Below are 22,121 nucleotides of genomic sequence, written 5' to 3'. Positions count from 1 at the left end.
GCCCACTGCGGTTGCGGTAGGCGACGATGCCGGCGACCACCACTGTGATCAGGATCGTCCAGAACCAGAACCGGCCACCCAACCCGCCGGGCGGGTCCGCGGCGCGCGTGCGGCGCTGATCACAGTGTCGGCGACGTCGACGGCGAGGATCTGCTCCGGTGCGGTCATCACTGTTCGTGGCGCGCTGGCGCCGGGCGTCAACGCCAACACCCGTACGCTGCGCACGTTGGGGTAGGCGGTGCGTTGGTCCAGCTCCAGCGGCTGGTCGAACCGGTCCGGGCTGAGGGGTTCGGGCTGGTAGGCGACCACCAGCGCGGACCCGTCCGGGCCCCAGCCGAGCAGCCGGATGGCGGTCACGCCGGTGACGCCGGGCACTGGCAGCGGTGCGGTGTCCCGGCCGGTGGCGGGGGCGACCCGGCGCACGGCGCGCTGGCGAGGGGTGAGCACGCGTAGCGCGCGCAGCAGACTCAGCCGCAGGGCTGTCGTCTCGGAGTGGTCGTCGCCGGGCCGGTCGCTGGGCTGTGCCTCCAGGCGTTCGGTCAGCCGGCGCCGCCGCCACCAGGAGACCTGTTGGTGGTACATCACCCGCCGCACGTACGCCTCGGGGTCGCCGTCGCGGATCCGCCGCCAGTGCCGGTACGTCCGGGCCAGGGCGCTCTGCAACAGGTCCTCGGCGAGTTGGTGGTCGCCGGTGAGCAGGTAGGCCGTCCGGGACAGCGCCGGCGTGCGGTGCACCACGAACTCGTGGAACGTCTCGGTCATCCCCACCCCCTCGCCAGGTAGAACGCCACCTGTCCCGGGAATGGTTGAGGCGGTTCTGGCCGGCAGATGATGACACCTGCCGGGATCGACGGCGGAGGTTCCGGCTGGACCGCGGCAGCGGCTATGGTCCGGCGTGGAGGTGGTCCGTGTTCACCGAAGCCTTTCCGATCGTGACGACACCTGACCTGCCACGACTGATCGCGTTCTACCGGGACGTGGTCGGTTTCGAGCTGACCTACCGGTTCCCGGACGAGGGCGTCCCGGAGTTCGTCGCGCTGCGACTGGGCAGCAGCGAGCTCGGCCTGGCCGCCAACCCGGAGGCTGGCGAGCCGGCCGAGTCGCACCGCTGGGAGTTGTGCGTCTACGCCGATGACTGTGACGCGGCAGTGGGTGCGCTGCGCACCGGTGGAGCGACGGTCACCGAGGAACCGGTCGACCAGCCCTGGGGTGAGCGCTCCGCCCGGGTCATCGACCCCGACGGCAACCGGTTGCTGGTGCTGGCCCGGCTGTAGCCGACAGTGCCGGCCACGAGCGCGGTCATCGTTTCCAGAACAGCAGGTGGGTGACTCCGCTGGGGCTCGGCACCGACTCGAGGTGGAATCGGTCGAGCAGTTCGTCGGGGCTGTCCCACAACCGCTCGCCCCGGTGCAGGTCGACGGGTGCGACCGCGATGTGCATCGTGTCGACCAGGTCGGCCTCGAGGAACTCGCGGATCGTCGCCACCCCGCCACCGAGGCGGACGTCCCGACCGGCAGCTGCCTGCTTCGCCCGGGCCAGCGCTTCGGTCGGGCTGGCGTTGAGGAAGTGGAACGTGGTGTCGGCCAGTGTGAACGACGGGCGTTCGTGGTGGGTGAGCACGAAGACCGGTGTGTGGAACGGCGGGTTGTCCCCCCACCATCCCGTCCACTCGTGGTCCTTCCAGGGGCCTCGTTGGGGGCCGAACTTGTTGCGACCCATGATCTCCGCGCCGATGTTGCACTCGGCGTCGCGGGTCAGGTAGTCGTCCAGGCCGCGACTGCCGCCCGGCTCGGTGCGGTACACGAAGCTGGCGGTGGCGGCACGCCAGGAGAACAGCGGGGTGGGGTCCGCGTGACCGAAGGGGCGTTCCAGGCTCTGCCCCTCTCCGGTGCCGAACCCGTCGCGCGAAACGTTGAAACACTGCACCCGCAACAGCTGTGACATGGTGATCCTCCTTTCCGGTCGGCAGTGGTTCAGTTCGCGGTTGCCGTCGGGCCACCGCCACGGCCCCGGTCGTCGAGCACGAGCGGGGCGCGACCGCGCACCGCGTACCGGATGTGGGTCACCTGCGGGGTGGCCAGGACGCGGGTGGGCGTCAGCTCGATCCCCTCCCGGTCGCCCAGGTCGAGGTCCGCGTCGAAGACCCGCAGGCCGGTGCCGAGCACCACCGGCACGACGTGCAGCTCCAACTCGTCGAGCAGGCCGGCCTTGAGCACCTGACGCACCAGGCTGCCGCCACCGGCCACCGCGACGTCCTTGCCGCCGGCCACGGCGCGCGCCTGCTCGACGGCGCTGGCCACACCATCGGTGACGTAGGTGAAGCTGGTGCCTCCGCCCTTCACCAGCCGTTGGCGGGGGCGGTGGGTGACGACGAAGACCGGTGCGCGGAACGGCGGCTCCTCGCCCCAGGGGATCTCACCCCCGTCGGCCATCCGGCGGCCCATCACGTACGCGCCGGCCGCGCCGAACGACTCGGCGATCACCTCGGAGTTGGTGTCCCGCTCCCCGCCGCTGAAGCCCTGCCGTTCGCGCCAGGCCGCGGCGTCGGTCGCCCACCGGGTGACCCGGAAGAACTTCGCGCTCTCCGTCGAGCCCATCCAGTCGCCGTTGCCGTCGAACTGTGGGCCGGCGTAGAAGCCGTCCACCGACACCGACAGTTGTGCGGTCACCTTCGTCATCGCGCCTGGTCCTCTCTCGGTCGACACCCCGTCCGGGTGCCGCTCGCCGAGAGGTCGGAGCCGAACGTGATGTCCCTACAGGGAGTCAGTGTGACGCGTGTCACTCGTCGGCTTGCTCAGGAGCCACCTTCCGGCGTGTTCCGGGTCGCGTGACCAGCGCATCCGGGGCTTCTCCTCCGGTCGGGGCCGCCAGTCCCGGTAGGGCGCGAGGGCCGCCCGCCAGGCGATCACCGCGAAGACGTAGATGCCGGGGCCGACCAGCCAGAGCAGGGCGTCGCGGCGGCGGTAGGAGGCGTACGGCGCGAGCCAGGCGGTCGCCGCCATCGGCACCGCGACAGCGCTGAGGTCGGCCAGCGGGCCTCTGCCGAACCGGAACTCGACCAGCTCGCGGAGCACGAGAGACGGAACGACCACCCCGACCAGCATCGCCCCGGTGCGGATCACGCGGATCCGGCGATCCGGGGATACGCGGGCAGCAGCCGCTTCGGTGGCCATCCCCCGAGGGTACGGACTGGTGGCGGCGGTGGACCTAGGACTTCCGGTCGCCGCCTCGATCCGCTGCGCCAGTTGGTCCACCGCCGAACGAGAGCGAGAACCCGACCCTGGTGGTGTCCCGGCTAGGGTGGCGATCATGCGGATTGGCATCGTGATCCTGCCGGACCAGCGGTGGGCGGAGTCGCAGCGTCGTTGGCGGCAGGTCGACGAGTGGGGTTTCGACCACGCCTGGACGTACGACCATCTGGGTTGGCGTGACCTGGTCGACGGCCCGTGGTTCGACTCGATGTCCACGTTGACGGCCGCCGCCACGGTGACCTCGGGGATTCGGCTGGGCACCCTGGTGGCGTCGCCGAACTTCCGGCACCCGGCCGCGTTCGCCCGGCAGATCACCACTGTGGACGACGTCTCGGGCGGTCGGCTGCTGCTCGGCCTGGGCGCGGGCGGCATCGGCTTCGACTCGGCGGTGCTGGGTGGTGAGACGTTGCCACCGCGGCAGCGGGTCGACCGGTTCGCCGAGTTCACCGAGCTGTTGGATCTGATCCTGCGGGAGGACGGCACCACCTGGCGTGGCGACTGGTTCGCCGCGGTGGACGCCCGCAACAATCCCGGCTGCGTGCAGCAGCCCCGGGTGCCGTTCGTGGTGGCCGCCAACGGGCCACGGTCGATGCGGTTGGTGGCCCGGTTCGGGCAGGGCTGGGTGACCACCGGCACCGGTGACGACAACGACCTGGCGGGTTGGTGGGCCAGCGTGTCGGCGCTGTCCGCGCGGATGGACCGGACCCTGGCCGAGGCCGGCCGCGATCCGTCCAGCCTGGACCGCTACCTCTCGCTGGACGCGGCGCCGGTCTTCTCGCTCAGCAGCGCCCAGTTCTTCGCCGATCAGGTCGGCCGGGCCGCCGAGCTGGGCTTCACCGACGTGGTGACGCACTGGCCGCGGGCCAGCAGCTGGTACGCCGGTGACGAGGCCATCCTGGTGGACGTCGCGACCCGGCTGCTGCCACAACTACGCAGCTGAGTCGCCGCGCCCGCACCCGCCGGGTCAGGTGCCGAGGTCGCCGCCGGCCACCCCACCCTCGCCGCCGGAGACCAGGCGGAAACGGAGGCAGACGATCGGGGTGTCGTCGTCGACCGGCGTGCCGAGCCGCGCCCAGTAGGCCGAGTGCCCGCCCCGCCACTCCTCGATCGAGCGGTCACCCTCGCCTTCGGCCCGGGCGAAGTCCCAGGGCACGTCGGCGAAGCGGACCACCTCGACTCCGGTGATCTCCACGACGCCGGCCAGGGCGTCGTCGTCGTCGACCAGCGCCAGGCGTTCGCCGACGTGCTCCAACTCCTCGCCCTCGTCCGCGTACTCGGCGAGTCGGCCGGCCGTGGCGGTCTTCACCCCGGCCAGCACCAGGGTGTTGAGGGTTTCCCGCAGCTCGCCGGGGGTGCCGAGAGCGAGGGCGCGCAGTTCACCGATCCGAGGCCACATCCTGCCGAGGCTAGGCCAGCACGGGCCGGGACGCTGCCGCAATACCCGTCGCCCCACTCAGATCAACTGGCCGGCGTAGCCGGGTGCGGTGAGGAGCCGGTCGTCGCCGCTGGCCGCGTACGCGTCGAGGATCGCGTCGGCCAGCTTGACCACGTGCTCGTCGCCGTGCCGGGCCGCGCGGGCGAAGACCTCCGCCGGGGCCGCCGGGGCCACCGTCGGTGGCGCGATGCCGTCGGCCGGGGCGTACACCGAGGTCATGGCCGCCGTCGCGGCCCAGGCCGCGGTGAGGCTCGGCGCCCACAGGGCCCGGTCCAGAGCCGGCAGGGTACGCAGCACAGCGGTCGGCGCGGTCACCGCGTGCACCAGCATGACCGGGTTGGTGTGCCCGAAGCGCAGGTAGTCCAGGCCGGCCCGGTGCACCAGCGTGGTGAGCCCGCGCTGCGCCTCGGCCGGGCTCCGCGCCGGTCGCAGCGCCGCGAGCGCCGGCTCCCACCGGGGTACGTCCGGCAGCCGGCCCAGCCGGTCCCGGATGCCCCCGGTCTGGTCGTCGATCCGCGGCACCCCGGCCAGCGCGGCCGCCACGTCATCGGCGCCCGACCCTTCCGGCTCTTCCGGCTCGCCGGCGAGCAGGTGGTCGGTGCCGGGGATCGGCTGCCAGCGGGCCGCCCAGTAGCCGAGGGCCTGGCCCAACTCGGCGAGCCGCAGTGGGTTCTCGTCGGCCGAGTCGAGCGCGCGTACGGCGTGCCCGACCCGGATCACCCCGTGGGTGGCACCGGCGGCGATGCCCGGCAGCAGCCGGGGCCACCAGGTGCCGAGCACCGTACGCCACGGGTGTTCGCGCAGTTGGGTGTCGAAGTAGGTCAACCAGTCGCCGGCGCGCTTCGGGTCGCCCAGCGCTGACCGCCAGTCGTCGATCGGGTGCAGCCCCCGGGGCAGTTCGTCGAGTCGGCCGAGGTAGTCGTCGAGCCAGCGGTGCACCCGTTGCTGGTGCCCGTGCCGGACCAACGCCTCGACGGCCATCGGCCCGTGGTTGGACAACCAGCCCTCGAACTCGGGGCCGGTGCGGTGCAGTCGCTCGTACGCCTCGTCGAGAACTCCGTCACTCATCAGTCGATCGTCAATGCTGAACCTCGCTTGAGGTCAAGCGGGCAGATCGGCGGCGGCGATCAGGCCGGTGATCCGGAGGTCGGCCGCGACGTCGGGCGGGCAGTCCACCGCCACCACGGCGGTGCCCAGCACTTCGGCTCCCCGTGCGGCGCAGATGTCGTAGAGGGCGCGTAGCTGCGCGCCGGTGCGCACCCAGTCGTCCACCACCAGCACCCGGTCGTCGGGGCCGAGGTGTCGGTCCCGTACGGCGAGGTCGACGCGTCGGCCCCGGTAGTCCGGTGGGCTCTGCGCCCAGGTGAGCGGTCCGGCCGGCAGCCGTCCGTCACCGGGTTTGTGGGCGGCCACGAAGCCGACCCCGAGGGCGGTGGCGGCCAACGGCCCGAGCAGCAGCCCGGTGACGGCCGGCGCGAGCACCACTGTGGGCCGGGCGGCCCGGTAGGGCGCGACCAGGGCCGGTCCCAGTTCGGCCAGCACCGTCGCGTCCCGCCACCAACCGGAGATGTCGCTGACCAGGTGGCTGGTGCCCGGGCCGGGGTCGATCCACCGGAACAGGGCGGCCAGGCGTTCGGTCAGCTCGGTGGGCATCCGCTCATCCTGCGGTACGGACGGTGGGTCTCGCCGCACCCGGGCCGACCGGCCCACCTCGGGTCGGATGATCGGCTACACGTACCTGTGCAAATGCGGGCATAGCACCATGATCACGTTGACTTCGGAAGTGCTTCTCTCGTTACGGTCCGACCCGGTTTGTTCAGACGACGAAAGGACCGGGCCGGTGGCAGGCAGGCACTCCCGTACCCGCATCTTCTCCTCCCCGGCGGGCATCGTGGCCACCGCGGCGGTCGGCGTCGCCCTCGCGGTCGGGGGCACTGTCGGTGCCGTGCAGCTGACCTCCGGCTCCGAGCAGTCGGGGCAGGTTGCTCTCGACCTCACCCCGACCACCGCCGCGAGCAGCCTCGCCCCCAGCTCCCCCAGCGTCTCCCCGAGCGCCAGCGCCTCGCCCAGCGCGACCGCCAGCCCGTCGGCGACCCGGTCGCAGCAGGCCGCCTCCCGGAGCAAGGAGCGCACCGCGTCGCCGAAGCCCAAGCCGACCGCGAAGAAGACCACGGCCGCGGCGAAGGTGCTGGAGAGCGGTTCGTGCGGTGCCTCGTTCTACTCCGACGGGCAGCTCACCGCCAACGGTGAGTCGTTCAACCCCGACGCGCTGACCGCCGCGCACAAGACACTGCCGTTCAACACCAAGGTCCGGGTGACCAACCCGGCCAACGGCAAGTCGGTGACGGTGCGGATCAACGACCGCGGCCCGTTCGTCGACGGCCGCTGCCTGGATCTCTCCCGGGCCGCCTTCGCCACCATCGCCTCGGTCGACGTGGGCGCGCTCACCGTCCGCTACGAGGTTCTCGGCTGAGCGGCGCGGACGACGCCGATTCGGCCAGCCGACTGGGCCGGCCGGACAGAACCTGCTCGGACGACGGGTCAGGTTCATTCACCGGTTCACGCGGATCAGGCAAACTGTCAGTCGTACCCACGCGACTCCTCCAGTCGGGCCGCCGCCCGCTGAGCCCCGGATCCCGCGCCGGCCTCGGCGCGGCCCTCGTTCTGCTCGCGATCGTGTCGGCGGTGGAGGTGGCGGACGGCCGGAAGGTGCACTACGTCGCGCTCCTGGCCGCCGCACCGGTGCTCGCTGCGGCCCTGGCTTCCTGGCTGGTGGTCCTGGGGGTGGGCGTCGCGGCGACTCTGATCGGCGTCGGCTTCGCGCTGGTCGCGCCGAAGGTTTCGTTGGTCACCTCGGTCAACGTTGTCGCGGTCGCGCTCGTCACCGCGTTGGCAGTGGCGGTGGCCTGGGTTCGCCAGCGGCAGGCCGAGCGGATCGTCGAGCTGACCAAACTCGCCTCGGTGGCCCAGCAGGCGGTGTTGCGCCCGCTCGGGCCGCAGGTCGGCACGCTCTCGGTCGCGGGGCGGTACATCTCCTCCACCGCCACGGCAGAGATCGGCGGCGACCTGTACGAGGCGATCGACACCCCCTACGGCGTACGCATGATCATCGGTGACGTGCGGGGCAAGGGCCTGGACGCGGTCCGGCTGGCCAGCATCGTCCTCGGTTCCTACCGGCACGTGGCGTACGAGCGGGCCGACCTGCGGGCCGTCGTCGCCGACCTGGACCGGGCGGTGGCCCGCAACGTCGGGGACGAGGACTTCGTCACGGCGGCACTGGTCGAGGAGCGGGGCGGCACCCTGACGATCGTCAACTGCGGGCATCCGCCGCCGTTGCTGCTGCGTCGGGGCGCGGTGATCCCGCTGGAACCGCCGGCCCCGGCGCCTCCGCTCGGGTTCATGCCGGTGGTCCGCCCCCGGGTCGAACGCCTGGAGCCCGGGGACCGGTTGCTGTTGTTCACCGACGGTCTCGGCGAGGCGCGGCGGGACGGCGAGTTCTTCCCCACCGCCGACCGGGCCTGGCGGCTGCTCGGCCATGGCACTGTCGCCGACGGGCTGGCGTCGCTGGAGACCGCCCTGGTCGAGTGGGTCCACGGCCGGCTCGACGACGACATCGCGCTGGTCCTGATGGAGTACGTGGGCGCCCGTACCAGCGCGGCCGTGGCCGTCCCGAGCTGGGAGGTCGGCGCCGCCGAGAGTTGAGTCGGCCGACCGGCACCGCAGGTGTGTAATCGCCGTCACTTGGGTGATCCGCTTGTCGCTGCCTACCCGCGAGTAATACAGTCTGGGTTACTGATCGGTAACACCTGTCCGGAAGCGGGGCCAGCGAGCATGACCCACTACAAGAGCAACCTGCGGGATCTCGAGTTCAACCTGTTCGAGGTCTTCGGGGCGGACCGGGCGTTCGGCCAGGAGCCGTACTCGGAACTCGACGCCGACACGGCCCGCACCTTCCTCGCCGAGCTGGACCGCCTCGCCCGCGAGGATCTGGCCGCCAGCTACACGGACAGTGACCGCAACCCGCCGGTCTTCGACCCGGCCACGCACACCGCGCCGCTGCCGGAGTCGTTCAAGAAGTCGTACCAGGCGTTCATGGACTCCGAGTTCTGGCGCCTGGACCTGCCGCCGCACCTGGGTGGCACCACCGCGCCGCGCGCCCTCTGGTGGGCCCTCGCCGAGTTGGTGCTCGGCTCGAACGCCCCCATCTGGATGTACGCCTCGGGTCCGTCCTTCGCGCACGTGCTGGAGGTCGAGGGCACCGAGCAGCAGAAGCGGTGGGCCAAGCTCTTCATCGACAAGCAGTGGGGCTCCACCATGGTGCTCACCGAGCCGGACGCCGGCTCGGACGTCGGCGCCGGCCGCGCCCGCGCCATCCAGCAGCCGGACGGCTCGTGGCACATCGAGGGCGTGAAGCGCTTCATCACCTCCGGTGAGCACGACCTCACCGACAACATCGTGCACTACGTGCTGGCCCGCCCGGTGGGCGTGGAGGGGGTCGGTGGCCCCGGCACCAAAGGCCTGTCGCTCTTCGTGGTGCCGAAGTTCCACTTCGACGAGACCACCGGCGAGCTGGGCGAGCGCAACGGCGTCTACGCCACCAACGTCGAGCACAAGATGGGCCTGAAGGTCTCCAACACCTGCGAGCTGACCTTCGGCGAGCACGGCGTACCGGCCAAGGGTTGGCTGCTGGGCGACAAGCACGACGGCATCCGGCAGATGTTCATGATCATCGAGTACGCCCGGATGCTGGTCGGCACCAAGGCCATCGCCACCCTCTCCACCGGCTACCTCAATGCCCTGGAGTACGCGAAGAACCGGGTGCAGGGCGCCGACCTGATCCAGCAGGCGGACAAGACCGCGCCCCGGGTCACCATCACCCACCACCCGGACGTGCGCCGCTCGCTGTTGATGCAGAAGTCGTACGCCGAGGGTCTGCGCGCCCTGGTCCTCTACACCGCCACCTGGCAGGACAAGGTCGCGATCGCCGAGGCGGCCGGTGACGAGAAGGCCACCAAGCTGGCCAAGCGGGTCAACGACCTGCTGCTGCCGCTGGTCAAGGGCGTGGGTTCGGAGCGGGCGTACGAGCTGCTCGGGCACGAGGCCCTGCAGACCTTCGGCGGCTCCGGCTTCCTCCAGGACTACCCGCTGGAGCAGTACGTCCGGGACGCCAAGATCGACACCCTGTACGAGGGCACCACCGCCATCCAGAGCCTGGACCTGATCTTCCGCAAGATCGTGCGGGACAACGGCAAGGCGCTGATGGCGGTGGCCGGCGAGATCCAGGAGTTCATCTCCTCCGAGGCGGGCAACGGTCAGCTCAAGGACGAGCGGCAGGCGCTCGGCAAGGCCCTCGCCGAGGTGCAGAACATCCTCGGTGTGATGACGGGCTGGCTGGGCGAGGCGCAGGGCGGCGACACCCGTGCCCTCTACAAGGTCGGGCTGAGCAGCCGGCGGTTCCTGCTGGCGATCGGCGACCTGGTGGTCGGTTGGCTGCTGCAGCGGCAGGCCGACGTGGCGCTGAAGGCGCTGGCCGGCGAGGTCTCCGCCAGTGACAAGGCGTTCTACACCGGCAAGGTGGCCGCCTCCCGCTTCTTCGCCCGTGAGGTGCTGCCCCGCATCGGTGCCGACCGGCGGATCATCGAGGGTGCGGACCTCGACATCATGGACCTCCCGGAGGAGGCCTTCTGAGCGTGCCACGGCACGTCTGACGGTTTCGGGTCGCACCACCCGGCGCCGCAACGGCCGGCGGGGCTTTCTGCCTCGCCGGCCGTCGCCATCCCACCCCGGCGGCGGGCACGTATTGGGCGAGCCCGGTCGGGTATGCCGGTGGCGTGGCGGGTAACCGTCGCGTGACCTCGAAAGGGAACGCCCAGAGCCACCGCACGGGGGAGTGCAGCGCACATGGGTGTAGGTAGCGGCATTTTTCTCATCGCGATCGGCGCGATCCTGACCTTCGCGCTGAGAGCAAACGTCTGGTGGATCGACGTACGCGCGGTCGGCTGGGTGTTCATCCTGGCCGGGCTGGCCGTCCTGCTGACCACCCTCTGGTTCTGGCAGGACCGGCGCAAGCGGGCCCGAACCCTCATCGTGGAGGAGAACCGGCTGTCTCATCCGACGGCGATGATGCCGCCACCGCCGGACCCGCCGCCACCAACCGCGCCGCCGTCCTGATCCCCACACAGGCTGGACGCGTACCGCTGAGCCACCCGCCGACTGTCGGCGGGTGGCTCAGTCGCGTGCGGCGTGGCGGGCCATGAGCGGCGCTCCCGCCCTGCTCCACTGCGACCAGCCGACCGGGCAGCGGTGCACCGCCAGCTCGGCGGTGCGCAACCCGCCGTCGTCGACGCCCTCCGGGTCGAAGAGCGCCGAGAGCAGCGAGATGCCTGGATTGTGGGCGATGAGCAGTGCCGTACGGGCCGCCGGATCCACCGTGCGGACCAGCGACAACAACTCCTCGGGGTGCGCGTCGTACGCGCCCGGCTCATAACGGACGGTCGGGCGGGGACCGGTCGGGCCACCCTCCGGCGGTGAACCGGTCATCCCCATCGCCACGCCGTGCCAGGTCTGCCGGGTGCGGCGGGCCGTCGAGCAGATCACCACGTCGGGCAGCAGCCCGTGGTGCGCCAACCAGGCTCCCGCCGCGGCCGCGTCGGCGGTCCCGCGCGCGCTCAGCGGCCGCTCGGCGTCGTCCGTCGCGTCGTTGCCCTGCTCGGCCTTCGCGTGCCGCAGCAACACCAGTGTCCGTGTGTCGGGGTCGGCGTCCGTCATGGCCCCAGCTTGCCCGATTGGCGATCTCCGTGCCGGGGTAAGTCGATGGATGCCGCACCCCTACCGACGGCCGCGGCGCGAGGTACGCCAGGTTAGAGCCGAGGAGCGAGACATGGGCATTGGTGGCAGCATCTTCTTGATCGCGTTAGGCGCGATCTTCGCGTTCGCAGTGGAGGCCGACCTGGGCTGGCTCGACCTGTCCGTGGTCGGCTGGGTGCTGATGCTGGCCGGCGTCGCCGGCCTGCTCGTCACCCTCTACTTCTGGAGCAGCCGCCGCCGCGCGGTGGTCGCCGCGCCGGTGCGCGATGAGCGCGTGGTGGCCGACCGGGTCGTTCCGGTCCAGAACGACCAGGTCGTGCAGGAGTACCGCGAGGTGCGTAGGCCGGGCCGACCGGTCTGATCCTCGCTCACACACTCCGGGGTCCCGCAGCGTGGCGGGGCCCCGGCTCGCGTGTGCGCCCGTTAGTGCGCTGCGCCTGGCCCGTTTGCAGGCCGACGGGTCGCCGTCAGCCGGCTACCCCTGCCAAGATCCGAGCAAGTTCGGTGAAACTGCTGTCTGGCGGCGCGTTGAGACAGCAGTTTCAGCGAAGTTGCGCAGATCTTGAGGTGAGGGCTCGATGTCTGGAGCCTCAGTCGACTGAAGATCGTGCTGGATCCAGGAAAGAGGGCCCTCGGGCGCGATCGCGCTGGGTGCACTCTGGCTATCCGGGTCAGGCGAACAGCGCGAAGTAGATGGCGATGTGGTGACAGAGCGCCGCCAGCAGCGTGCAGGCGTGGAAGAACTCGTGGTGGCCGAAGACGGTCGGCCACGGATTGGGCCGCCGCAACGCGTAGAAGACCGCGCCCACGCTGTAGATCGCGCCGCCGACGATCAGCAGCACCAGCGCCGCGACGCCGCCGCCGTGCAGGATCTCCGGCAGCATGGCCACCGCCACCCAGCCCAGCGCCAGGTAGAGCGGCGCGGACACCCAGCGCGGGGCGTGCGGCCAGACCACCTTGACCGCCACGCCGGCCAGCGCGCCACCCCAGACCAGGGCCAGCATCACCGTGGCAGGCCGGGGCGCGAGCAGCATCACGCAGAGCGGTGTGTACGTGCCGGCGATGAACACGAAGATCATCGAGTGGTCCATCCGGCGCATCAGCTGGTAGCCGCGCTCCGACCACACCCGACGGTGGTACAACGCGCTGGTGCCGAAGAGCCCGCAGACCGTCAGGCTGTAGATGAGGCAACTCACCAGTGGCGCCCACCCAGGCCTGGTGGCGGCGATCGAGCAGAGCACGATGCCGCAGACCAGGGCGACGAAGAAGGCGTACGTGTGGAGCCAGCCGCGCATCCGAGGCTTACCGATGTCGACCGGCTTCAGGCGAAGCGGGGCGGAGGTGGTCACCCAGTCAGGTTACGACACCGTAGGTTACTTGTAAGTAGTGGCGTTGGTGACACCGGGCACCATCACCGTGAACACCGGATCGGCGGCACATCGGCGAGGATGAGCGGATGCGGATCCGACCGGTCGGGGCGCACGCCCTGCTCCTCGACTGCACCACGCCCACCGACATCCCCGAGGCCGCGCTCGTCGAAGCATGGCGCAGCGAGCTGTGGCGGCGTCGGGACCGGGGCGACCTGATCGCCGTCGAGATCGTGCCGGCGGCCCGGACCGTGCTGCTCGACGGCCTGCCCGACCCGACCGCCACCGCCCGGCAGCTGACCCGATGGGCGTCCGCCGTCACCGCCGCGGCCACCGGCCCCGAGCACACCGGAGCCGCAGACCACAACGCAGCCGCCTACGCGGCGGACGTGGTCGTGCCCGTCTCCTTCGACGGGCCGGACCTGCCGGCGGTGGCCGACCACTGGGGGGTGGACGTGTCAACGGTGCGGCACCGGATCACCAGCACCAGGTTCCGGGTCGCGTTCTGCGGCTTCGCCCCCGGTTTTCCCTACCTGACCGGGCTGCCCGCCGAGTTGGCGCTGCCCCGGCTGGCCACGCCCCGACCCCGGGTCCCGGCCGGCTCGGTCGCGCTGGCCGGCCCGTACGCCGGCATCTATCCGAGCGCGTCACCCGGCGGCTGGCAGTTGGTCGGCCGGACCGACCTGGTGCTGTTCGACGTCGCCACCGATCCGCCGGCCCGCCTCAACCCGGGCACCACCGTCCGGATGGTGGCGGCGTGACCCACCCGGGCACCATCGAGGTGCTCCGCGCCGGCGCGCTCACCACGGTGCAGGACCTCGGCCGACCCGGCTGGGCCCACCTGGGCGTACCCCGCTCCGGCGCCCTCGACCCGGCCGCCCTGCGGCTGGCCAACCGGCTGGTCGGCAACCCGGAGCACGCGGCCGGCCTGGAGATCACCCTGACCGGCTGCACAGTGCGGCTGACCCGCGCCACCACTGTCGCGGTCACCGGTGCCGAGGTCCCGGTCCAGGCGGGCGTTCGACCCGGCGACACCGGACGCCCGCTCAGCGTGCCGGCCGGCACGGTGCTGCGAATCGGCCCCGCCCGACGGGGCGTACGCAGCTGGCTGGCGGTCGCGGGCGGCATCGACGTGCCACCGGTGCTCGGCAGCCGGGCCACCGACACCCTCTCCGGGCTCGGCCCACCTCCGCTGCGGGACGGCGACCGGCTGCCACTGGGCGAACCGGTCGCCGCACCCGCGCCGGTCGACTCGACCAGCTGCGCCCACCCCGAGCCGGAGCTGCACCTGACGCTCGGCCCCGGCCCCCGCGCGGACTGGTTCACAGCTACCGCGTTCGACCGGCTCTTCGGCAACGCGTACACCATCAGCCCGGTGAGCAACCGGGTCGGCGCGCGGCTCGCCGGCGCGGCGCTGCCCCGCGCGGTCGCCGGTGAACTCCCCAGCGAGGGCATCGTGCTCGGCGCGGTGCAGGTGCCGGCGGACGGACAACCCCTGATCTTCCTCGCGGACCATCCGACCACCGGCGGATACCCCGTCATCGGGGTGGTCACCGACGTGACAGCGCTCGCGCAGGCACGGCCAGGTACTACCGTCAGATTCCATGGACCTCAACGCTGACCTGGGCGAGGGATTCGGCATCTGGCGACTCGGCGACGACGACGCGCTGCTGGACCTGGTCACCTCCGCCAACGTCGCCTGCGGCTTCCACGGCGGCGACCCGTCCACGATGCGGCGGGTCTGCGAGGGCGCCGCGCACCGTGGGGTGGCGGTGGGCGCGCAGGTCGGCTACCGCGACCTGGCCGGCTTCGGCCGGCGGCACATCGCGTACGACTTCGCCGAGCTCCGCGACGAGGTGACCTACCAGCTCGGGGCGCTGGACGCGTTCTGCCGGCTGTTCCGCACCCGGGTCCGCTACCTCAAGCCGCACGGCGCGCTCTACCACGCGGCCAGCATCGACGAATCCCAGGCGGCGGCGGTGGTCGCGGCGGTCACCGGCTACGACCCCGAGCTGCCCGTGCTCTGCCTGCCCGGGTCGACCCTCGCCCAACTGGCCGTCGGCGCCGGTCTGCCAGTGGTGGCCGAGGCCTTCGCCGACCGTGCCTACCTGCCCAACGGGGCACTGGTGCCACGCGGCACCCCGGGCGCGGTGATCACCGACCCCGAGCAGGTCGCCGAACGGGCGGTGCGGATGGCCACGCACCGCAGCGTGGTGGCTGTCGACGGCACCGTCATTCCCTGCTCGGTCGACTCGATCTGCGTGCACGGCGACACCCCGGGCGCGGTCTCCGCCGCCGAACTCGTCCGCGCCACCCTGATCGACGCCGACATCACGCTCGCCCCGTTCGCCTGACCGGAGGGGCCCCGTGGGCCCCTCCGACCACGTCAGGCGTCCAGGCCGCGGAGCACCAGCGGCAGCCGCGTCACGGCACCGTCGACCACCCGGACCGGTACGCCCCAGTCCTGCCGGGTCAGGTGGCACGCCGCGTGCTCCACGTCCGCGTCACAGGTCGCCGCCTGAGCCGTCACCTGAAGCACGCCAGCGGTGACCTCGCCGTTGAGCACCAGCCGACGGGACAGCTCGGTGCTCGTCCCGGCACCCTCCACCAGCAGTTCCGGCGGGGACGCCGACACCACCAACCGGGTCGACGGCCCGTACGTCTCGTCCAGTTTCTGCCCCGGCGCCGGGGTGAAGACGATGTCCAGGGTGACCTCGCCGGCCGCGACATCGGTCGGCTTGCGCTCGGTGCGGTGCCGGGGACCGTCCACCGTGCTGGCCCCCGCCGCCGACAGGGCACCCGGCGCGAGCCGGGTCAACCGGTGCGCGGCCGACTCCACCACCAGCACCTCACCGGACGGGGTGAGCACCAGGTCGCTCGGCTCCGCCAACCCGTCCGCCACGGTGGAGACCTGGTTGCTGCCCGGGTCGAAGCGGCGCACCGCGCCGTTGTACGTGTCAGCGATCAGCACCGAGCCGTCCGGCAGCGCGCACACGCCCAGCGGGTGCTGCAGCAGCGCCGACTCCGCCGGACCGTCCACGTGCCCGAAGTCGAACAGGCCCTGCCCGACGGCGGTGCCCAGCACGCCGTTCTCCACGTACCGGATCGCACTGGTCTCGCTGTCGGCCACCCAGAGCCGGGTGCCGTCGACGGAGACGGAGAGCCCCGACGGCTGGGCCATCCACGCCTCGGCCAGCGGGCCGTCCCGCAGCGCCTCCACTGTGGTGCCGGCGTACATGCCGGCGGTCCGCTTGATCGGGTCGAACCACCACAGCTGGTGGATACCGGCCATCGCGATGATCAGCTTGTCGTCGTACCAGGCCAGATCCCACGGCGAGGAAAGGTCGACGGCGAGCGCGTCGTGGGCGTGGTCGTCGACCTCGGCGCGCCACTGCCGGCCGCTGCCGGCCACCGTGACCACCTCGCCGGACTCCACTCGTACGCCGCGCAGCAGGTGGTTGACGGTGTCGGCCACCACCAGGTCGTAACCGGCCACCTCGGCGACGTGGGTGGGCAGCACGCACACCCCCTGCGGCTCGGAGAACGTCGCGGTGGCCGCCGGCCCGTCCGCCCGACCCCGCTCACCCGAGCCGATCCGCCGCACCGGCGTCTCGCCGTCCGGGGCGACCTCGACCAGGGAGTGCCGGGCCGAGTCCGAGACCAGCAGGTTGCCGTTCGGCAGCAGCGTCGCCTTGCCCGGGAAGCGCAGCGCGGTCTCCGGTGCCGGCGGCGGGACATACGGGCCGTCCCCCCGGTGCAGGGTGCCCTTGGCCTCGTGGGTGACGACCAACTCGTCGATCAGCCGGGCCAGCCCTTCGGCGTGCCCCTCGCCGGCCATGGTGGCCACCACGTAACCCTCGGGGTCGATCACCGACAGGGTCGGCCAGGCCCGGGCCGCGTACTGCTGCCACATGTCCAGCTCAGGATCGTCGAGGACGGGGTGGTGCACCCCGTACCGCTCCACGGCGGCGGCGAGCGCGTCGGCGTCCTTCTCGTGCTCGAACTTCGGCGAGTGCACGCCGATCACAACGAGCACGTCGCCGTACTTCTCCTCCAGCGGGCGCAGCTCGTCGAGCACGTGCAGGCAGTTGATACAGCAGAACGTCCAAAAATCCGCGATGACGATCTTGCCGCGAAGGTCGGCGAGCTTGAGGTCGCGTCCACCGGTGTTCAGCCAGCCCCGACCGCGCAGTTCGGGAGCCCGTACTCGTGCTGTCGTTCCCATGCCTGCCAGCCTGCCACGCGCTGTAGGCCGGATCGCCGTGACCCACCCAACACCCGCCGCCGCACGATCTTGCACTTTCTGTCCCGACCAAAAGGGCGCACCATGCCAAAAGGGCAACAGAAACTGCAAGATCGGCGCAGAAAGACGGCGGGGCCACGGTTGCCCGTGACCCCGCCGTCGGTGCGGCTACTTCGCGGCCGGCTTCAGGCAGAGCACCCGGTTGCTGCCGTCACCCGGCAGCACCACGTGGGGCTGCGTCGGGTCGGTGCACTTCTCCTTGGCGTCCACCTTCGAGACGATCGTGAACGCGCCCGCCTCGCCACAGTCCGCCGCCGAGGCGCCGCCCTCCCCGGACTGCTTCACACAGGTGCCGACAGCCGGCGCGTCGTCCCCGCCGACCTTGCCGAGCAGCAGCAGCAGACCGAGCGGCACCGCCAGGATGAGCACCGCGGCGATCAGCACCGCGGCCAGCACCCGGCCGTTGCGCACCTTCGGCGCCGGCGCTTCCACCTTCGGCTCGTCGGCGTCCGGCTTGAACGCGTCGAACCGGCCCTGGTCCGTCGGGCTGGCCTCCTGGCCCCAGGACGGCGCGGACTGCGACGGCGGCGGGAACGACGGCGGGAAGCCGCTGCCCGACACCGGCTCGGTCGCCGGCGCGCCGAAGTCGGGCCCGCCGGAACCGGGGCCACCGAAGGTCGGCGCACCGAAGGTCGAGGTCCCGTTCACGGTGCCGGCAGCGGCGGCCGGCGGGCCGCCGAACTGGTCCGCCGGCTGGTCGGCACCGGCGTGCGGCCGAACGCCGTTCACCGGCCTGTTGTTACCCGGGGCGTCGACGAAGGACGGCACACCGGGCGGGAACGCCGGCGGTGCCGACGGGGCCTCGTTGAACGGGTTCGGTGCGGGCTGCCGGTCGTCGAAGCGCGGCTCGGCCGGGGAATCGCCGCCCCAGCCGGACCCCGCCTGCCGTTGCGCGTCGTGCTGCCAGTCGGGCGCGATCTGCCGCTGGCCCTCGTTCTGCCAGTCGGGCGTGGCCGGCTGCGGCGCGTCGTTCTGCCACTCCGGGGCACCCTGACGGTCGCCGCCCGGGTTGCCCTGGAACGCCTCCGGCTCGGGCTCGGGCTCGGCCTCCGGCTCCGGTCGAGCCGGGCGACCGTACACCCGGGGTTGCGGTGCGCCAGTGCCGGTCGGTCGGATCGCCTGGTCGGTCGGGGGCATCACCCGGCTGGCCAGCGGCACCGAAGCGCTCGCCGTGGCCCGGGCCGCCGCGCCGGCTGCCGACTCGGCGTCCGACACCGGTACCGCGGCACGGCCCGCTCCGGACTCCGGTGAGGTACGCGGGGCGGGCACCACCGCGGCGCTCGCGGCGGAGTCCTCGGGGCGGCCACCGTACTGCGCGGCGGCGTCCGGGGTCTCCCGCTCGGCGTAGGCGGGCTGCTCGGGGATCGGCGCGAACTGGCCCTGGGGCGCGTAGTCGGCCGGTGGGGCGGCAGCCAGGCTGGCGCCCGGCACGCGCTGCTCCTGCGGAGGCAGCGGCACCGCGTTCGCCGGTGAGATGCCCGGCGCGGGACCGGGCTGGTAGGCCGGTGCCTCGTCGGCCCGGTCCGCCTCCCAGCCGCCACGGGCCTGGGCGGAAGCCTCGGCCTCCGCGCGGCCCCACACCTCACCGGGCGCCCACGGCTCGACCTCCGCCACAGCGCCGGAGTTGCCCTGCGCGGCGTTGTCCGGGCTGGCGGCCCAGTTGGGCGCGCCGCCGCTGGTGGGCACGCTGGCGCTGGCCCGGGCGGGCAGGTTGCTCGGCTCCGGCGGGGTCCACGCTGCCTGCTCCGGCCGCTCGCTCGGCTGCTCGGGCTGGGACAGCACCCAGTCGGGCTGTTGCGGGCGGCTCTCGGCACCGCCCCAGGCGGCCGGCTGCCCAGGGGCCGGCTGCGCGGGCTGGTCCTGCCGCGCGTCGTTGCCGTCGTTCCACGCTGCGGGCTGCGCCTGCTGCTGCGCGGCCCACCCGCCGGAGTTGGCCGGGTCGTCCTGTGCGGGCCAGGCCGTCGTCGGGGCCGGGACCTGGGCGGCGCCACGGGCCGCGTTCGGCTGGGCGGCCTGACCCCAGGCGGGGGCGGGCTGCTCGGGTGCTTCGGCGGGCTGGCCCCAGGCCGGTGGCGACTGCTCGGCCGGCGTCCACACCGGCTGGTCGTCCCGGGCGGCGCCGCCAGCGGGCCAGCCGCCGTTGCCGGTGGCCTGTTCCTGCTGAGCGCCGCCGGGCCAGGCGGCGGCCTGCGGTGCGTCGGACTGGGTGGACTCGCCCCCGCGCCAGTCGGCGGCGGGCGGGTTGGTCTGCTGCGCCGCGCCACCCCAGCCAGCGGCCGGGTCCTCCTGGGCGGGCCAGGCGGCGGTGGCCGGCGGAACCTGTGCGGCACCCCGCGCGGCCGGCTGGACCTGCACCCAGTCCGGTTGCTCGGCGGGGGCGTTCGGGGTCCAGGCCGGCGCGGGCGCGCTCTGCTCGGCGGGCGTCCAACCCTGCTGCTGCGCCGCCCAGGGGTCGGGCTGCGCCGGAGCCGGGGCACCGTCGTTGCCGGGCCACGCACCGGGCTGCTGCTGCGGCGGTTCGCTCCCGCCACCGCCGGCGGCCCAGGCGGGCTGCGCCGGGTCGTTGGACTGTGGAGCAGCGGCGGCACCCCAGGCGGGGGCGGGTGGCTGCTCGGGCTGGGTCGCCCATGCCGGCGCCGACGGGTTGGGCCGTGTCGGGGGCGGGGGTGCCCAGCCCAGGTCGGGGCCGGCGGCGTTCTGGCCGTTGTCCGGCTGCGCCGGGCGGTCGCCGTACGGCGCCGGTCCGCCGGCGCCCGGTGACACCTCGTCCGGCTCTTGGCCGGAACGGTGCGGGCCCTCGGACGTCATGGGTGCGCCTCCTCCATCACATGTCGGCTCGCCGGTGCCGATCGGTCTCCTCGGCGTGGCTGCCGGCGTCACCGGCGTACCGCTGTGCCGGCTCCCCGCACGGTATCGGGTGGTGGCACGACACGTCCAAGGAGCACTGGCCGTCACTCACCGTGGCCGGTTGGTGTCGAGCAGCTTCTGTCGGCTCGGCCTCTGCCGGGTCGGCGGGCGGTGACCGAAGCCCACCGTACCGGGCGCTGCGGCAGGGCGGAATCCCGGTGGTGGGTGGCGGCTGAACGCCGATGGCCCACCCGGTGGGCCGGGTGGGCCATCGATCTGGAGGAGGTGAGGAATGTCGTGGAGCGTCAGCTCATGTGACGCTGGGCGATGACGAGGATCTCCTCGCGGACCGCCGGCGAGTTCGCCGAGCGCAGCGCGTGCTCGATGGCACGGGCGCGGCGGGTGGCGTCGCGGTGGTTGCGGATTCGCTCGATCATGCTCATTGGTGGGTCCCCCTAGCTATTCGGTTGTCAGCCCCTGATGCATCTATTCAACAGCAGAAGCCGGCGAAATTCCATCGATTATTAGGTGAGCTGAGACACCTGCCTAACAATCAAAGGTCAACAGGTCGTCTGACCGACGGTTCCGTCGCCCAACGGACACGGCCGGTGTGCCGGGCGTTAACCCGTGGCACACCGGCCGTGGCTGGTGACTCGTACGGTCAGGTCCAGGCGAGCAGCGCCGCCTCCGGATCAGTGAGGAAATCGCCGACGTCCCGCAGGAACTTCGAACCCAGCTCACCGTCGATGATCCGGTGATCGAAGCTCAACCCCAACGTGGTGACCTGGCGAACCTTGACCTTGCCCTTGTGCACCCAGGGCATCTCCCGCACCGCGCCGAACGCCAGGATCGCGGACTCACCCGGCGGCAGGATCGGTGTGCCGGTGTCCACCCCGAACACGCCGACGTTGGTGATGGTCAGGGTGCCGCCGGACATGGCCGCCGGCGAGGTACGGCCGGACTTCGCCGTCTGCACCAGATCGGTCAGCGCGTCCGCCAACTCCCGCAGCGAGAGTCGGCCGGCGTCCTTGACGTTCGGCACGATCAGACCGCGCTCGGTGGCTGCCGCGATGCCGAGGTTGACGTACTCCTTGACCATGATCTCGTCGCCCGCCCAGGTCGAGTTGACCATCGGGTGCCGTTGCACAGCGAGCAGCACCGCCTTCGCCACCAGCAGCAGCGGCGAGACCCGTACGTCACGCCACTCCCGCCGGCCGCGCAGCCGGTCCAGGGCCTTCATCGCCCGGGTCACGTCGACGGTCAGGAACTCCGTCACGTGCGGGGCGGTGAACGCCGAGCGGGACATGTTCTCGGCGGTCAGCTTGCGGACCCCCTTGACCGGGATGCGCTGCTCCCGGTCCGCGCCGAAGCTGGGCGCGGTCGTCGCCGCGACCGGCTCGGCCACGACGGTGGTCGCACCGCTCGCCGCCTGCTGCACGTCATCCCGGGTGATCGAGCCGAGCGGCCCCGACCCGGTCAACGTGCCGAGGTCGACCCCGAGATCCTTGGCGAGCTTGCGCACCGGCGGCTTGGCCAGCACGCCACCGCCGGTCGGCGCGGCCTGCCCGTTGCGGGCCGGAGCCACCACCGGCGGCGGAGTCGGCGCAGCCGGTGCGGGAGCCGCCACGGCCTGCGCGGGAACCGCGCCCTTGCGGGGGCGGCGCTTCGCGGCAGTGGTACGCGGGCCGTAGCCGACCAGCACCGCCGTCCGACCACCAGGGGCCGCACCGCCGATCAGACCGGGCTCGACCATGCCCTCGGCCGGTGCCACCTCCACCGCCGCCAGCGAAGCCGCCGACGGGGTGGGCAGGTCACCACTGGGCGTGGCGGTGGTCGACGGCGTCTCCAGCGGGCCGGCCCCCGGGTCGGTGTCGATCGCGATGATCGGCGTACCGACCTCGACAGTGCTGCCCTCCGGGTGGTGGATCGCCTGCACCTGCCCGGCCCACTTCGCCGGGATCTCCACCGCAGCCTTCGCGGTCTCCACCTCGACGATCGGCTGGTTCAACTCGATGGTGTCGCCGACCTTGACCAACCAGGCCAGGATCTCGCCCTCGGTCAACCCCTCACCCAGGTCGGGCAGGTTGAACGTCTTGATCCGGGACATGCCG

The 22,121-nt window shown here is 72.4% G+C and carries 22 protein-coding genes and 1 pseudogene; 10 read left to right on the top strand and 13 right to left on the bottom strand.

Annotated elements, in window-relative coordinates:
* Positions 1–420: 420 nt before the first annotated feature.
* A pseudogene (locus QCZ28_RS28570) lies at positions 421–762 on the bottom strand (sigma factor); the annotation flags it as partial.
* Between the two features lie 170 nt (positions 763–932).
* On the opposite strand from QCZ28_RS28570, the gene QCZ28_RS28565 reads away from it, so the two are divergent.
* Positions 933–1,274, top strand: coding sequence for a VOC family protein (locus tag QCZ28_RS28565; RefSeq protein WP_279519517.1), 342 nt, complete (start codon positions 933–935; stop codon positions 1,272–1,274).
* 25 nt (positions 1,275–1,299) lie between these two features.
* Here QCZ28_RS28565 and QCZ28_RS28560 read toward each other — a convergent pair whose 3' ends face one another.
* The 3 genes from QCZ28_RS28560 to QCZ28_RS28550 form a co-directional block, all read right to left on the bottom strand.
* The gene (locus tag QCZ28_RS28560) at positions 1,300–1,944 is read right to left on the bottom strand and encodes a dihydrofolate reductase family protein (RefSeq protein WP_030332036.1); all 645 of its coding nucleotides are present in this window, start codon (positions 1,942–1,944) and stop codon (positions 1,300–1,302) included.
* A gap of 29 nt (positions 1,945–1,973) precedes the next feature.
* Positions 1,974–2,678 carry a dihydrofolate reductase family protein gene (locus QCZ28_RS28555; RefSeq protein ID WP_279519516.1) on the bottom strand — a complete coding sequence of 235 codons (705 nt, stop codon included), beginning with the start codon at positions 2,676–2,678 and terminating at the stop codon, positions 1,974–1,976.
* 75 nt (positions 2,679–2,753) lie between these two features.
* Complete coding sequence (locus tag QCZ28_RS28550) at positions 2,754–3,173, bottom strand: hypothetical protein (protein ID WP_279519515.1); 420 nt, start codon at positions 3,171–3,173, stop codon at positions 2,754–2,756.
* Positions 3,174–3,309: 136 nt separating this feature from the next.
* Between QCZ28_RS28550 and QCZ28_RS28545 the strand changes: the two genes are divergently transcribed.
* Positions 3,310–4,191, top strand: coding sequence for an LLM class flavin-dependent oxidoreductase (locus tag QCZ28_RS28545; RefSeq protein ID WP_279519514.1), 882 nt, complete (start codon positions 3,310–3,312; stop codon positions 4,189–4,191).
* A 24-nt stretch (positions 4,192–4,215) separates the two neighbouring features.
* Here the strand turns inward: QCZ28_RS28545 and QCZ28_RS28540 are convergent, their stop codons facing one another.
* The 3 genes from QCZ28_RS28540 to QCZ28_RS28530 are packed head-to-tail and all read right to left on the bottom strand — an operon-like array spanning position 4,216 to position 6,339.
* Entirely contained in the window at positions 4,216–4,647 is a 432-nt protein-coding gene (locus QCZ28_RS28540) for an ASCH domain-containing protein (protein ID WP_279519513.1), read from the bottom strand.
* A 57-nt stretch (positions 4,648–4,704) separates the two neighbouring features.
* A complete protein-coding gene (locus tag QCZ28_RS28535; protein WP_279519512.1) occupies positions 4,705–5,754 on the bottom strand; it encodes a questin oxidase family protein in 1,050 nt (349 codons plus the stop codon).
* Between the two features lie 33 nt (positions 5,755–5,787).
* Positions 5,788–6,339 (bottom strand): phosphoribosyltransferase family protein, encoded by a 552-nt coding sequence (locus QCZ28_RS28530; RefSeq protein WP_279519511.1) that lies wholly within the window; start codon positions 6,337–6,339, stop codon positions 5,788–5,790.
* 187 nt (positions 6,340–6,526) lie between these two features.
* On the opposite strand from QCZ28_RS28530, the gene QCZ28_RS28525 reads away from it, so the two are divergent.
* The 4 genes from QCZ28_RS28525 to QCZ28_RS28510 all read left to right on the top strand — a co-directional run bounded on the left by QCZ28_RS28525 (position 6,527) and on the right by QCZ28_RS28510 (position 10,857).
* Positions 6,527–7,159 carry a septal ring lytic transglycosylase RlpA family protein gene (locus tag QCZ28_RS28525; protein ID WP_279519510.1) on the top strand — a complete coding sequence of 211 codons (633 nt, stop codon included), beginning with the start codon at positions 6,527–6,529 and terminating at the stop codon, positions 7,157–7,159.
* Positions 7,160–7,263: 104 nt separating this feature from the next.
* Positions 7,264–8,388, top strand: coding sequence for a PP2C family protein-serine/threonine phosphatase (locus QCZ28_RS28520; RefSeq protein ID WP_279519547.1), 1,125 nt, complete (start codon positions 7,264–7,266; stop codon positions 8,386–8,388).
* 129 nt (positions 8,389–8,517) lie between these two features.
* The gene (locus QCZ28_RS28515) at positions 8,518–10,374 is read left to right on the top strand and encodes an acyl-CoA dehydrogenase (protein WP_279519509.1); all 1,857 of its coding nucleotides are present in this window, start codon (positions 8,518–8,520) and stop codon (positions 10,372–10,374) included.
* A gap of 213 nt (positions 10,375–10,587) precedes the next feature.
* Positions 10,588–10,857, top strand: coding sequence for a DUF6458 family protein (locus tag QCZ28_RS28510; RefSeq protein ID WP_030332052.1), 270 nt, complete (start codon positions 10,588–10,590; stop codon positions 10,855–10,857).
* Between the two features lie 57 nt (positions 10,858–10,914).
* Here QCZ28_RS28510 and QCZ28_RS28505 read toward each other — a convergent pair whose 3' ends face one another.
* Positions 10,915–11,454: a histidine phosphatase family protein gene (locus QCZ28_RS28505; protein WP_279519508.1), complete on the bottom strand. Its 540-nt coding sequence runs from the start codon at positions 11,452–11,454 to the stop codon at positions 10,915–10,917.
* A gap of 112 nt (positions 11,455–11,566) precedes the next feature.
* On the opposite strand from QCZ28_RS28505, the gene QCZ28_RS28500 reads away from it, so the two are divergent.
* Positions 11,567–11,854, top strand: coding sequence for a DUF6458 family protein (locus tag QCZ28_RS28500; protein WP_279519507.1), 288 nt, complete (start codon positions 11,567–11,569; stop codon positions 11,852–11,854).
* A 310-nt stretch (positions 11,855–12,164) separates the two neighbouring features.
* Here QCZ28_RS28500 and QCZ28_RS28495 read toward each other — a convergent pair whose 3' ends face one another.
* Complete coding sequence (locus tag QCZ28_RS28495) at positions 12,165–12,842, bottom strand: hemolysin III family protein (protein WP_279519506.1); 678 nt, start codon at positions 12,840–12,842, stop codon at positions 12,165–12,167.
* Positions 12,843–12,949: 107 nt separating this feature from the next.
* Here QCZ28_RS28495 and QCZ28_RS28490 point away from each other — a divergent pair, with 107 nt between their 5' ends.
* Genes QCZ28_RS28490 through QCZ28_RS28480 form a run of 3 tightly spaced genes read left to right on the top strand, consistent with a single transcriptional unit; the run spans position 12,950 to position 15,214 of the window.
* The gene (locus QCZ28_RS28490; protein ID WP_279519505.1) at positions 12,950–13,621 is read left to right on the top strand and encodes an allophanate hydrolase subunit 1; all 672 of its coding nucleotides are present in this window, start codon (positions 12,950–12,952) and stop codon (positions 13,619–13,621) included.
* Positions 13,618–14,481: a biotin-dependent carboxyltransferase family protein gene (locus tag QCZ28_RS28485; protein WP_279519504.1), complete on the top strand. Its 864-nt coding sequence runs from the start codon at positions 13,618–13,620 to the stop codon at positions 14,479–14,481. Before QCZ28_RS28490 ends, QCZ28_RS28485 begins: the two co-directional genes overlap by 4 nt.
* The gene (locus QCZ28_RS28480) at positions 14,465–15,214 is read left to right on the top strand and encodes a LamB/YcsF family protein (protein WP_279519503.1); all 750 of its coding nucleotides are present in this window, start codon (positions 14,465–14,467) and stop codon (positions 15,212–15,214) included. The genes QCZ28_RS28485 and QCZ28_RS28480 overlap by 17 nt, the downstream gene beginning before the upstream one ends.
* A gap of 32 nt (positions 15,215–15,246) precedes the next feature.
* Here the strand turns inward: QCZ28_RS28480 and QCZ28_RS28475 are convergent, their stop codons facing one another.
* From QCZ28_RS28475 to QCZ28_RS28460, 4 genes are all read right to left on the bottom strand, one after another.
* The gene (locus tag QCZ28_RS28475; protein ID WP_279519502.1) at positions 15,247–17,085 is read right to left on the bottom strand and encodes an NHL domain-containing thioredoxin family protein; all 1,839 of its coding nucleotides are present in this window, start codon (positions 17,083–17,085) and stop codon (positions 15,247–15,249) included.
* 186 nt (positions 17,086–17,271) lie between these two features.
* Entirely contained in the window at positions 17,272–19,971 is a 2,700-nt protein-coding gene (locus QCZ28_RS28470) for a hypothetical protein (RefSeq protein WP_279519501.1), read from the bottom strand.
* 344 nt (positions 19,972–20,315) lie between these two features.
* Positions 20,316–20,453 (bottom strand): hypothetical protein, encoded by a 138-nt coding sequence (locus QCZ28_RS28465; RefSeq protein WP_165435866.1) that lies wholly within the window; start codon positions 20,451–20,453, stop codon positions 20,316–20,318.
* A 218-nt stretch (positions 20,454–20,671) separates the two neighbouring features.
* On the bottom strand, positions 20,672–22,117 hold the full coding sequence (locus QCZ28_RS28460) for a dihydrolipoamide acetyltransferase family protein (protein WP_279519546.1): 1,446 nt from the start codon (positions 22,115–22,117) through the stop codon (positions 20,672–20,674).
* Positions 22,118–22,121 lie beyond the last annotated feature (4 nt).

Origin of the sequence: Micromonospora sp. DH14, from assembly GCF_029809455.1 — a bacterium.
GTDB classification, from domain to species: domain Bacteria; phylum Actinomycetota; class Actinomycetes; order Mycobacteriales; family Micromonosporaceae; genus Micromonospora; species Micromonospora parva.
This window is presented reverse-complemented; position numbering and strand designations above follow the sequence as displayed.